The sequence below is a fragment of the Paenibacillus sp. NPDC057934 genome (genome assembly GCF_042887565.1).
In the GTDB taxonomy this organism is placed as follows: Bacteria; Bacillota; Bacilli; order Paenibacillales; family Paenibacillaceae; genus Paenibacillus_AQ.
The window spans coordinates 263694-276688 of sequence record NZ_JBHVPB010000004.1; the positions used below are offsets into that span (position 1 = coordinate 263694).

The following is a 12995-nucleotide window of genomic DNA, read 5'->3' on the forward strand; positions in this document are numbered from 1 at the left end:
GTTCAGTATGGAAAACCCCCTTCAGACCTGCAATAATTGCAAGTTCTGAAGGGGGTTGTGTTCAATGTATCAGGTGCTTGGCTCCATGTGATTTACCATTTGGAACCGCCGGAGGATCTGTCGTTGCCTCCGCCGTCCCAAGAGGAACCACCCGAAGATCTGTTGCTGTCTCCGCCGCCCCATGAGGAGCCGCCAGAGGAATGGTTTCCGCCTCCTAACGAATTATTATTGTGTTGGGCTTGTTGCTGTTGTTGCCGCTGCTGCTCAAGTAACAGTGCCATTGCAGCCTGACGTTCCTGCTCTTGTTTCTGACGGACGAGCCGATTCGCCTCCTCTACAAAGGCGCTGATTGACGCCTCATAGGATCGGGCGAGCGTCTCCAGTTCATCCAGGTGAAATGGCGGTGAGACCAGCCGCAGTGTCAGCTTCTCATAATCGGCAATTAGCGGATTATGAGAACGCGCCCGGCGGGCCAGACCGTTCCGCTGTAGTAAGCTTTGCGCGGCATCGACCCTGGCGGGCCCTTCCGCGAGCAGCCGGTTGATTTTGTCCAACCGGCTATTCAGGGCATCCAGTCCCTCAGAGATGTCGCTAAACTGCGCGGAGGCTTCATCCTGAAGCGACAGAAGGCGGTCAAGACCGCTGCGCGCTTGATCGAATTCCCCGCGCTCATCGCTAGTCCAGGTCTCGATCTGCGGTACTTCGCCCGCACCTTCCCGCAGGCGCGTATCCCATTCGGTTAGCGCCTCACGGGCACTCGCCAGATGCTGCTCCGCGAACCGGCCTCCGGCATCGCGGCTGCGGCTTTGCAGTTCATCCCGCCGCTGCTTCAGGCGAACCCAGTTCGTGCGAACCGTCTCGAGATCCCGCTGATTCTGCCCCCGGATCTGTCCCTGCCGCTCTGTCATTGCCACAGCCTCTGCCAGAAGCAGGTCCATCCGGGCGGCGATGCTGCGCACCTCATCCATGTCCCCACTTTGGAGTGGGGGCTTGATCGTTTCAGCTTGCGCTTCGGCCTGTTCCAGATGGTCATAGGGTCTGACCTTCATATTCTGTAGGGAATGCTGCACGATCAGTGTGGAAATCGTTGTTCGGGTGTCAGACAGCACCCCGGAGAATGCTTTTAGCTTATCGTTATATACGCTCACATCTTGCAGGTCTTTCCCGATTTTTGTCTGTCTTTTCTGAGCATCCTCTGTGAATTCCTGGGCGGCAATGGGGTCGAATAGCTCCAACTGATCGGCTTTGGCTGCTTTCTCAGCCAAGGTCTGGAGATCCTGGACCATCGTTTGCAGGCTATAGCCGGTCTTCCCGATCAGGACTTGCAGAGCTTCGTCCAGCTCGGGGATGTCCTTCTTAAGGGTAGTGATGCGTTGCTTCACATGACGGTCGGCCTCACTGATGACCTCAATTTGCTTCTCATCTTCTTCGAGTGCTGCGCGGAAGGCCCCATTGTCTTGCCGGAGCTTCTCCAAGGCTTTCTGTAGCTCTCTCAAGCGGTATAGAGCAGGTTTAGCATCTTGGCCTGCACGTGCGGAGATGTCTACAAGGCGGGTAGATAGGCGGCTGGAAATTGCTTCGACCAGCGCGCCCGTCTTGCCTTGGACGATTCCTTGGAACGGATTCAGGGATTCCAAAGCCTGGTTGGTCTGTACTAGCAGGCTGGAGAGCTGTTCTTTCTGCTCGCTGAGCTGCTTGCTGCGGCGTAGTCCTGTCAGCAGGAGGAGCAAGGCGCCAAGCAAGAGCACTGCTCCGATGAATACTGCGGCCCGGACCGCGGTCGATGATCCCGAGCTGCTGTTCTTCAATGCGGCTGATCCTGTCCCTGCCGCTCCGGAACCGTGTGATCCAGATGTTGATCCTGTCCCTGCCGAGCCAGAGCCCTGCGACCCGGCGGAGGCTCCACTTCCGGAATGCGCCGCGCCGCTATTACTTCCCGCACGGCCAATCTGTTGCACAGCGCTCAAGAGGGAGGTGATGCCTTCGGTAAAGTCTCCATTTTTAGCGGAGGGAATGAAATACGTATCCAGCAGTTTGGTAAGGGCGGCGCTTCCGCTAGCTGCACCCTTGCCTTTTGCCCACGTGTTAATGGCGGCTTGCAATGGCGGATTCTCGAAGACTAGCTGAACATCATGATCTTGAACAGAAATGAGCAGTAGCACATCCCTGGCGGCCAGACCCCAGGAATTAAAGACGTCATTGGCGTAATCGGCAGCAGACATCCCTTCCGTGGAGTCCACAGTCAGGACATGAAAGGTAAAGGCTTCGCCTGCGGTAACTTTGGAAATGGCCGTTATATCACGGCTATCCAGCAATCCCGCTTCATCCTGAACTGGATTCGATCCCTGTGCAGGAACGTCTGCGGCAAAGACACCTGGTACCCATAAAAGGCTGATCATCAAGAACAACAGTATAAATCTCTTCAAGATGGCACACTCCGATCTCTAGGGACATTAACACACCCTATATTATGTTGAATATTATACTATATAATGAACCATCTGTTGTTCCACTGCTGCGGCCTACATATCTTTAACACTACGGGATCCAGCCGTAGTTGGTTTCCGCCGATCGCGCACAAAAAAAGCCGCATCCCCGGAAAGGGAATGCGGCTGTCAGGTCTTTATTTGGATTGCAGACAGAGGATGTATTGCAGTCTGGATTTGATTTCCTTCTGCCATTTCAGATCGCCGACTTTTACGGCAAGATTGAGCAGGTCCAGGTAATCGTCAACCTGAAGTGTCGTCCGGGAAGTGGCTGCGCTCATCGGTGTTCAGTCTCCTTTGTACTCAATTATAGTCAGTTTGAATAATCTGCTTATTTCAATAATGATAATCATTATCAACCATATTTGTTATTATCCACATTTTAGAGTTAAAAATCAATACAAAATTGAAGATCTTTTCTTTCCGTTGCACATTTTCTATTCACCCCACAGGGAACTTGCAGGAACCTTACCATTTTTTGTCGAATAAAGCTGGAGATAGGGCTGTTATTTAATTTTGGAAAAAGGAGAACTTGCGATGAAGCGATGTGCATTTCTGCTTCTAATTAGTATTCTGCTTATCTTCACGTTTCCTGCAGCCGCTGCTCATGGTCAGCGACAGGAGATTAAATACCAGGCCGAACTGAACTATCCCCCCTACAAATACATACAGAACGGCTATCTGACCGGCTTTGATGTTGATTTGATCAGCATGATTTTTGACAAGCAGGGGTATCTCGTTCACTACAGCACCGGCGATTGGGGAGATGTGTATGAACGGCTGACCCATGGCGAGATTGATACCACAGGGTTGATGGTCGTTACCGATGAGCGAAAGCAGGAGGCTCTGTTCTCGGTGCCTGTATTCAAGAGTAAAATCTCCGTGTACGCCCGCCAGACCCTCAAGGAAGAAGTCACTCTGAACACATTAGGCCGCTACAAGATCGCTGTAGGCAAGAACCAATACACCGAGACCATGCTCCGCGATAAAGCAAACATCAAACAATACATAACATATTCTACTATACCTGCTGCACTGGACGCGCTAAAAAAAGGTGAAGTAGATCTGCTGTTCGAGAACCAGGGGGTTGTCGATTACCTGATTGTCGACCAGGGTCTGACTGGTACCATCGTCCACAAACTCAGTGATCTTTACCCGGTGAATGTGGCTATCGGGGTAAGCAAGTCCAAACCGGATCTTGTCCCTTATTTGAACAGTCGATTGGAACGGCTTAAGCAATCAGGGGCATTCGAAGAGCTGTACCAGCAATACTTTTTCTCCCATTCCGATAGCTACAGAGATAAGATGCTCACTCAGGTGGTTGCTGGCGTGATCATTGCCCTTTGCCTAATGGTGCTTGGTGCTTTTCTGCTGAAAATGTATGTTAATCGCCTGCGCAGGCTGATCCATGCAGAGCAGCAATTTTTCGAGGATGTCATCGAGAATACAGGCATGATGATTTGGGCTGTTCATGGCGACAAAAAAATTGTGCGATTCAACTATTACGCTGAAAGGCTAACAGGACTTTGTGAGCGGGAGATACTGGGCACAAGCATTGAGGATCTGGCTGGTCTTGAGGGTAATTTGGCAACGCTTAGAGACCTGCTGCTGCGAGCAGTGAAGCTGGAGTACGTCAGCGATGTCGAGCTGAAGCTTCCCGAGGGGGATCCGGAAGGCCGATATTTTACCATCCGCACTACACTAATCAAGGGGCTGGATCGTCAGGCTGAAGATATCTTTGTGCTTGCTGGCCTTGATATTGATATCCGCAAGCAAAATGAACTCAAACTCCAACAGAGCTATGAAGAGCTGGAATCTACATACGAAGAATTGGCGGCAACCGAAGAGGAACTGCAGGATCAATTCGATAAATTACGCATCAGCGAGCGCCGGTTCCGGTTAGCTTCCGAAGGCTCCGGGGCTTATATGTGGGAACTGGACTGGGAGAGCGGTTACTATAGGCTTTCGGACCGCTGGTTTGAGGTGATGGGCTACACCGAGGAAGAAATCAATTCCTATGAAGGCGGTGTGCTCAGCATCATTCATCCTGATGAGCAGGCGTCGTCGAATAAAGCTCGTCAGGAGCATTTGGCTGGACTCACTCCTATTTATGAGACAGAATATCGAATGCGGACCAAGGAAGGGAACTATATCTGGTTTGAGGTCAGGGGTAAAGCGATTGTCGACCCGCGGGACAAAATCCTCCTGTTCCTTGGCTCACTGATTGACATCAGCAATCGCAAACAGGTGGAACTCAAGCTGAACAATAGCTATCAGGAGCTTGAAGCGACCTATGAGCAGCTTACAGCGACCCAGCAAGAGCTTATGGGCCAGTACGAGCTTTTGCTGGAGAATCAGAAGAATATGCACCGTCTGGCCTATATTGACTCGCTTAGCGATCTGCCGAACCGTGCCAGCCTGCTGGAGGCGATGGAGAAGTATTTTCGGAAGCTGGGAGGGTCAGCGGCACTGCTATTTGTTGATACGGACAATTTCAAATATATCAATGATACACTCGGCCACAAGTTTGGGGATGTACTGATTCGCAAGGCCAGCGAGCGGTTGCAATCGCTGGTGGGTGAAGGGGGAATGCTCTCCCGGCTAGGGGGAGACGAGTTTGTGATTTTCCTCAAGGATATTCAGGATAGGGATGCCATTTTCGATCTGGCCGAAAAGATTATGCAGGCTTTCAAAAGATCCTTCCTGATCGGAGAGAGCAAACTGTACGTTACGGTTAGCATCGGAATTTCTTTTTACCCCGAGGACGGGAGTACAACAGAGGAAATGCTGAAGAATGCTGACGTGGCCATGTATCGGGCCAAGGAAGAGGGCAAAGGCAGATATGCCGTATACGATAAGTCGATGCAAAAGGCTTTTAATGAACGGATGAACATCGAGAAACATCTGCGGAGTGCTATGAAAAACAATGAGTTTGAGCTGCACTATCAGCCACAGGTGGATATTCGTACGGGTCTAATTTCCGGCTTTGAAGCCTTGATACGCTGGAACAATCCGGTGCTGGGTTTCGTTTCTCCGCTTGATTTTATCAAGGTTGCTGAGGATTCCAGACTGATTACCTATATCGGGGAGTGGGTGCTGCGTGAAGCCTGCCGCTTCATGAAGGATGTGCATGATCGGGTAGGCATTCCCTACAAGATATCGGTGAATATCTCTGTGATTCAAATGCTGCAAGATGATTTCGTTGATGTGGTGCTGAATACGCTACAGGAGACCGGATTACAGCCGGAATGTCTGGAGCTGGAGATCACCGAGTCTATCTTTATGGAATCCTTCGAAAGTATGGTTACCAAGCTGGAGTATCTGAAATCATGCGGGATTCTCATCGCGCTCGATGACTTCGGTACAGGCTATTCCTCGCTGAGCTATTTGCAGCAGTTGCCGATTTCGACACTCAAAATAGACAAGGCTTTTATAGACTCTCTATCAGATAGTACCTACAGCCAGTCCTTTGTTCAGATTATTGTTCAGTTGGGTCATAAGATGGGGCTGGAAGTGGTTGCAGAGGGTATAGAGGAGGACGGGCAGCTGGCATTCCTTAAGGAGTCTGGTTGTGATAAGGTGCAGGGCTATCTCATCAGTCGCCCGGTTCCCGGACGCGGTGTAGGCAAGCTGCTGGAGGTCGAGCGTTACTTCTGAGAAATAGACAGGAAAGCCCCTTGATAAGGCGTGTATGCAGTATAAAACCAAAAAGAACGAGCTACTCCTGGTTGGAGGGCTCGTTCTTTTTGTGAGGGTTCAGAGAGTTATAATCCGATTTTTCCCTGATTTCTTCGCCTGGTACAATGCATCATCGGCTTTCTGGAACACATAGCTCTTGGAGTCGGCACCAGCAAAATCATGCATGCCTATGCTCACGGTGATAACCTGCCCCCCCATCACCTCGATGGGGTGAGCGGCAATTTCCGCACGGATCTTTTCCATAATTTCGCGTGAGCTTTCGAAAGGCTTGGCATTCAAGATCACAACAAATTCCTCTCCACCGTAACGTGCGGCAAAATCATCGGTACAGATGTGCTTGAGGACAACGGCTGCCACATGCTTCAGCACGATATCTCCGACCCAATGCCCGAATCTGTCATTGACCTGTTTGAAGTTGTCGATATCCAAAACCGCCAGTTGCATCGGGAATGGGTTACTCTGCTGATGCTCAATCAGCCAGCCCAGATATTCGTGGAAGGTCTTATGATTGTACAAATCTGTCAAAGGATCAATCTTGGACAAGCGGTCCATGATGATATTCTGTATTCGCAGATCCTGCTCTGACTTCTCTGAATTTTCCAGTGATTGAATCAAGTCCCGCCCACGTCCGATGATTGCGAACCCGGCCAGTGAGGTGCCCGCAAATATGGTAATGATGATAATATTCTCGGTGTACTCTATGTAGTTATAATTCGCACCCGATCCGAATAATACGGCTAAATAGATCAGACAAATCACGGAAGATCCGATCAGATAGCAACTCTTCAGATAGATCATGGATACAAGTAGTGGTATCAGCAGAATGAACGGCTCCACGGTTACTTCCGATGAGATATGTAGAATGATTATCATGGCGTACACATGACTGGCCGCAATAATCGAGATCTCCGAAAAGGTGGGTTTCCAGCGATATATCCCTTCAAGCAGCAGAAGCAGCACCAGGATCATGGAATCGGGAAGTACCATACGGATATGAATATATTCCCTCTCCGAAATCAGCAGCCTGCCATTGCCCATGACCATCAAAACGAGCAACTGACTGGCGAAATAGACCAGGAGAGTAACCCAGAAAGCATTCAGCAGCATGCGATTCCAATATTTTTCGCGAGGATTTTGTAGTAGGGACTGCATAAGATGTTCCTCTTTTCAAGTGGCAATATACTTATATATTCGACAAGAATCTATCGTTTCCTTCTGGAGCTTGCCATAGGATCAATGTTCGGGTTTTGGTGTTTAAAATAAATTTTTATAGGATAATTTTGATCTATATTTAATTATAAGCGAACTATAATTGATAATTAAACTTGACACATTCGTATGTTTTATATAAAATTCGTATTGGATGTTCGTATATCCCCGAAGATAGGGTTTGGGGGTCTCTACAGGGAACCGTAAATTCCTGGCTACGAATAGGATGCTTTGGCATACCTATGAAGTAGGCGGGATTTTTGTTGTTGCTGCTGATCGTTCTGGCAAGCAAAGGTTGGACTGTACAGATGCCCGGTTCCCGCTGTAATTTTGCCAAAAAAACACACAGAATAATCATATTGTGAGAACGTGTAACGTCCGCATCAAGGACGGAGAAGCCTTATCTTCTTGGGAGGAACAAATGAGTAAATATGATGTAATTGTCGTTGGTGCCGGTCCGGCCGGGATATTCGCTTGCTATGAGCTGACGCGCAAGGCCCCGCATTGGAAGGTGCTGCTGGTGGATAAAGGTCATGATATTTATCGCCGCAGTTGTCCGATTCTGGAGGAGAAAATCAAGCTCTGTCCGCCAGCCTCTGGTCGTAAGGAGTTTGCAGGTTGTTTGCCAGCTTGCTCGATTACCGCTGGTTTTGGGGGCGCGGGCGCTTACAGTGATGGCAAGTTTAATATCACAACCGAGTTCGGCGGGTGGATGACGGATTATCTAGCGCCTTCCAAGGTGCTCGAGTTAATCAACTATGTGGACGGGATTAACCTGGAGCATGGGGCCACTGATCTAATTACCGATCCTACGACGGACAGTATCCGAGATATCGAGCAGCGTGGCTATGCGGCCGGATTGAAGCTGTTGCGGGCTCAGGTGCGTCATTTGGGAACAGAACAAAACCTTGAAATTCTAAAATCTATATATGAATATCTGAAAACACGTGTCGATATGGTGTTTAAAGCAGAAGTACAGGACCTGATTACGGTCAAAGAGGATGGAACCCACCGGGTGACTGGCATTTCCATGAAGAACGGCGAGAGCTACGAGGCTAATCTAGTCATGGTTGCGCCGGGCCGTGATGGCTCAGCATGGTTGACTGAGGTGCTGAAGAAGCGCCGTCTGAAGATGTACAACAATCAGGTGGACGTCGGCGTTCGGGTGGAAACATCGGATGTCGTGATGCAAGAGATTAACGAGCATCTCTATGAAGGGAAGTTCATTTTCAATACTTCTGTGGGTACGCGTGTCCGTACCTTCTGCAGTAACCCGTCCGGTCATGTGGTGGTGGAGAATCACAGCGGGGTGATGGCAGCGAATGGACACTCCTATAAAGATCCGGCACTTGGCTCCAAGAATACGAATTTTGCCCTGCTGGTGTCGCATAAGTTCACAGACCCGTTCGACAAGCCGAACGAATATGCCCGCGAAATCTGCAAAAGAGCCAATGATCTTTCCAGTGGTGGCGTTATCGTACAGAAGTATGGTGACATCCTGCGTGGACGGCGCTCTACGGAAACACGGATCAGCGAAGGATTCCTGGAACCGACGCTGAAGGAAGCGGTGCCGGGTGATTTGGGACTGGTGCTGCCGTACAACACCATGAAGAGCCTAATCGAAATGGTAGAGGCGCTGGAGAAGGTCACGCCGGGAATTGCTTCCGAGCACACACTCTTCTACGGTGTGGAAGCAAAATTCTACTCTGCGCGTCCTAAGCTTACGGAAGCGATGGAGACGGAAATATCTGGACTTTATTGCGGTGGAGACGGCGCGGGTATTACCCGCGGTCTGGCACAGGCTGGAGCTGCCGGGGTATGGATTGCTCGCGGCATGGTTGAACGGGCGGGAATATAAAATAAAGGGATCGGCTTCTGAGCATATATTCTGCTCATTGCCGGTCCCTTTTTGAATATCGTTATTGATGAGTATCTTGCTCTCGCGTGGTGTAATGGTGGTGATGATGATGATGGTGGTGGTGAATGTGGTGAATACCCTCAGGGGAACTGTAAATATGAAAATAAGGATGGGGCGAGGGATAGGGGTGAGGATGGGGGTGCTGTGTATGTTCATGGCCATAATATTGTGTTTGGGGATCTCTTGGCTGAAATCCTTGAGATCCATGGTTTTCTTGTCTCATGGATGTACTCCTTTCGTTTTTTAATACTGCATAATATGCCTATACATTAGTATTGACACTTGACCTAAGTGAAATGGGCTATCTATTCAAGGGTAGGAAAATCACTAACAGCACTTGGAGTGTTTAGTCGGAGCTGACTCCAGGTCTGCTGCCAGTTTTTACGCGCGATCCGCTCTTCAAAGATTGGGTGACGTTCCTTGTCTGCTGCAAAATGTGGCGTCGGTCGTAACACCATATTCACCGCATCCTCGATCCCGTGTGGAGCGGTCAGGATGACTTGCCCCTCTTCGTCTAAGCTAAGCCCAAGCGCAGTTGCAGTCTCTGTAAAGTTCGAGATCGCGTCCGTGGAAGATGAGAAAGGGGGCATACTATTGATCAGATGCATTCGCGCTTCATTTTTAACCGACCATGGGATTGTAGGGTCTATGCTTCTTAGTTGCTCCTCCAATCGTTTCTCCTCAGCTTCATCAAGATTAGAAGGGTCAAAATAGACAATATCAACATCCGGCAAAGGTGTTCTTTCCGCAAATCCATGGAGCGTGTCCCAAATTTTAGATCGTACAAACCCTGCGCAAGCCCACCAATCCGGTAAATGGAGTAGGCTGGATTTTTCCAGTACCCCCATCATCCACGGGTCGTTTTGGACAAGTCGCAGGATATCTTCCTCATTGTGTATTTTCATAGTTATCGCCTCCGTTATTGTAAGCTTCCAGCAAGTTTCCCCCAGTTAACTGCTCTAATGGCCCGTCAGCGTTACCGCTATGTATTCATTATAAATCTGAACGAGGATGTTGCCAGTGGAAAAAAGGATGATCAGTTCCCAGTTCCATTGCTTACTGCCTATAGTTTGCCTGGACCTTTATAGAGTACCGAAGGATGTACAGATTCGGGCTGCAATTGGACAGTGGCGAGAACTATAACTATAATGACCGATATATTATCCTTGGGGGCCGTGACTATGCAGCACACGTTTACTATTCTGATGCAATTATTCGAAAGAGCCGCGCTACTGCTGATGTGTTTGTTCGTACTGACCCGTCTGCCGCGGTTTAAAGAGATTTTTCAAAAAGGTGCTTACGCTCCACAGGAACTGGCGATTGTAACGGTGGTATTCAGCCTGTTCGCCATCTTCGGTACGTACAGCGGCATTAACGTGGAAGGCTCGCTTGTGAATGTGCGGATCATTGCCATTATGGCCGGAGGGATTCTGTTTGGCCCTTGGGTAGGGCTGATTACCGGGCTCATCTCGGGTGTGCACCGCTTTCTAATCGACATTGGTGGGGTAACCTCGGTTCCTTGTCTCATCACGAGTGTGATCGCGGGGGTAGTGTCCGGTATCATTTATCGTCGTAGCTCTGTTGAACGGCGCTGGATCGCCGGCATTCTCGCCGGGATGGCCTGTGAGGCGCTGACAATGGTGCTCATTCTAGTGATGGCGCAGCCAACCTCACTTGGTGTGGACATCGTGTCCAAGATCGCTTTTCCGATGATTGTTGGCCAAGTAAGTGTGGGCTTGATCGTTATGCTGATCCAGAGTGTGGAAGGGGAAAAGGAACGGATAGCCGCCAAGCAATCCAAGCTCGCACTCGATATCGCTAACAAAACACTACCGTATTTTCGCAACATCAATCACGAATCCCTCCATACCATTTGCCAGATTATTAAGGAGGATATCGGAGCTGACGCTGTAGCTATTACTGATACCAGATTGATTCGCGCATATGTCGGTATAGGGGAAGAGTATTATGCCGAGACCAGCGAGATTATTAGCGACGAGACCAAGCAGACGCTGTCCAGCGGCGAGATCACGATCCGGAACAATGATACCGATCATACGAACCCGCTGATCAAATCGCTGATTATTATCCCGCTTAAGGAGAAGGGTGAGGTGACGGGGGCACTCAAGATCTACTACACTAAAGCTCATAAGATTACGTATTCCCTGCAGGCTATGGCCGTGGGACTGTCGCAGATGATTTCTACGCTGATGGAAGTATCACGTGTGGAAGGCATCAAGGAGATGGCGAACAAGGCAGAGCTGAAGGCGTTACAGACAAGCATCAACCCTCATTTTCTATTCAATGCACTGAATGCGATCATCTCCTCGATTCGAATCAATCCGGATAAAGCACGGGAGCTGATCGTGAATCTGTCCGGGTATATGCGGTATAATCTGGAACTGACAGATGAATTCATTGATATTAACAAGGAGTTGCAGCAGGTCCAGCAATATGTGGAGATTGAAAAAGCGCGCTTCGGCAGCCGCCTAACAGTGCTCTATGATATCGACGATGAGGTGGAGGTGCGCATTCCAAGTCTCATTATTCAGCCGCTTGTGGAGAATGCCATTGTACACGGGATTTTGAAAGAAAAAGGGAAGGGTACCGTGACCATTTCGCTAAAAGATCAGGGCGATACGGTACGGGTCGGTATCCGCGATACCGGAGTCGGAATTGCTGAAGAGACGATCGCGAAGGTCTACAGTGGCGATATGCCGGAGAACAAGATTGGACTATACAATGTACACCAGCGGGTGAAGCTGATTTATGGGCACGGACTGACGATCCACCGACTTAACAAAGGAACGGACATTTATTTTGATGTCAAAAAGGAGAACCGATGAGAGCGATAATTGTAGAGGATGAAGAACTGGCGAGACAAGAGTTGGCCTTCCTGATCGAGGCGCATAGCGGAATCGAAATTACCGCCGAATTTGAGGACGGACTGGATGCATTGAAATATTTGCATAACCAGGAGGCAGATGTGCTTTTTCTGGATATCAACATTCCTTCCATCGATGGGGTGCTGCTCGCGCAGAATATTAGCAAGTTCTCGGTGAAACCTTATATTGTGTTCATCACTGCGTACAAAGAGCATGCCGCCGAGGCGTTTGAGATAGAAGCGTTCGATTACATTCTGAAGCCGTACAGCGAGGTGCGGATCAAAGCCATGCTGCACAAGCTGGAGACAGCCTATGCCGCCCGTGGTCGGCAGGACGAAGAAGGTGAACGTAATCCACTCAGTGATAAGGTAAACCTATGGAAAAACGAGAAAATCATCGTGGTGGATGCAGATGACATTTATTACGCTTCCGCACAGGAGAAGACCACCAGTGTGATGACCAAAAGTGAAGAATACAGTATGGCGCTCAGTATCAGTGATTTTCATGCCCGGCTGCCGCAGGACCGATTTTTTCGTTGTCACCGTTCCTACTTAGTCAACCTGTCGAAGATCAAGGAAATCATTCCTTGGTTTAACAATACGTATCTGCTGCGCCTGCGTGATCTGGACTTTGAAGTGCCGGTTAGTCGTAGTCGGGTCAAGGAATTCAGGCAGATCATGCGGTTGTAAGCGCATTTCATTCCCCATTTCAGTCATCTCATTCCGTATTTCTCTCAAGCGGTGTTACTTTCGCTACAATGAAGAGGCAATAGAGGCTCTTGCAGCGACCAACGAGAGA

9 protein-coding genes and 1 riboswitch are annotated in these 12995 nt (G+C 49.4%); of the genes, 5 read left to right on the forward strand and 4 right to left on the reverse strand.

Features of this window, described 5'->3' with window-relative positions; all coding sequences use genetic code 11:
• Window positions 1-92: 92 nt before the first annotated feature.
• Both ACFVRY_RS11065 and ACFVRY_RS11070 read right to left on the reverse strand, forming a co-directional pair.
• A complete protein-coding gene (locus tag ACFVRY_RS11065) occupies window positions 93-2426 on the reverse strand; it encodes a TPM domain-containing protein (protein WP_387500115.1) in 2334 nt (777 codons plus the stop codon).
• A 197-nt stretch (window positions 2427-2623) separates the two neighbouring features.
• Complete coding sequence (locus tag ACFVRY_RS11070) at window positions 2624-2767, reverse strand: hypothetical protein (RefSeq protein ID WP_175371995.1); 144 nt, start codon at window positions 2765-2767, stop codon at window positions 2624-2626.
• Window positions 2768-3023: 256 nt separating this feature from the next.
• On the opposite strand from ACFVRY_RS11070, the gene ACFVRY_RS11075 reads away from it, so the two are divergent.
• Window positions 3024-6143 carry an EAL domain-containing protein gene (locus ACFVRY_RS11075; RefSeq protein WP_387500117.1) on the forward strand — a complete coding sequence of 1040 codons (3120 nt, stop codon included), beginning with the start codon at window positions 3024-3026 and terminating at the stop codon, window positions 6141-6143.
• A gap of 99 nt (window positions 6144-6242) precedes the next feature.
• Here the strand turns inward: ACFVRY_RS11075 and ACFVRY_RS11080 are convergent, their stop codons facing one another.
• Window positions 6243-7337: a GGDEF domain-containing protein gene (locus ACFVRY_RS11080; protein WP_387500119.1), complete on the reverse strand. Its 1095-nt coding sequence runs from the start codon at window positions 7335-7337 to the stop codon at window positions 6243-6245.
• Window positions 7338-7532: 195 nt separating this feature from the next.
• A riboswitch (purine riboswitch) is annotated at window positions 7533-7632 on the forward strand.
• 183 nt (window positions 7633-7815) lie between these two features.
• Between ACFVRY_RS11080 and ACFVRY_RS11085 the strand changes: the two genes are divergently transcribed.
• Window positions 7816-9252: an NAD(P)/FAD-dependent oxidoreductase gene (locus ACFVRY_RS11085; RefSeq protein WP_387500121.1), complete on the forward strand. Its 1437-nt coding sequence runs from the start codon at window positions 7816-7818 to the stop codon at window positions 9250-9252.
• Window positions 9253-9303: 51 nt separating this feature from the next.
• Window positions 9304-9585 (forward strand): hypothetical protein, encoded by a 282-nt coding sequence (locus ACFVRY_RS11090; protein ID WP_387500124.1) that lies wholly within the window; start codon window positions 9304-9306, stop codon window positions 9583-9585.
• A 32-nt stretch (window positions 9586-9617) separates the two neighbouring features.
• Here the strand turns inward: ACFVRY_RS11090 and ACFVRY_RS11095 are convergent, their stop codons facing one another.
• The gene (locus ACFVRY_RS11095) at window positions 9618-10217 is read right to left on the reverse strand and encodes a nucleotidyltransferase family protein (protein ID WP_387500126.1); all 600 of its coding nucleotides are present in this window, start codon (window positions 10215-10217) and stop codon (window positions 9618-9620) included.
• Window positions 10218-10493: 276 nt separating this feature from the next.
• On the opposite strand from ACFVRY_RS11095, the gene ACFVRY_RS11100 reads away from it, so the two are divergent.
• Complete coding sequence (locus ACFVRY_RS11100; protein ID WP_387500128.1) at window positions 10494-12158, forward strand: LytS/YhcK type 5TM receptor domain-containing protein; 1665 nt, start codon at window positions 10494-10496, stop codon at window positions 12156-12158.
• The gene (locus tag ACFVRY_RS11105; RefSeq protein WP_387500130.1) at window positions 12155-12886 is read left to right on the forward strand and encodes a LytR/AlgR family response regulator transcription factor; all 732 of its coding nucleotides are present in this window, start codon (window positions 12155-12157) and stop codon (window positions 12884-12886) included. Before ACFVRY_RS11100 ends, ACFVRY_RS11105 begins: the two co-directional genes overlap by 4 nt.
• Window positions 12887-12995: the final 109 nt, after the last annotated feature.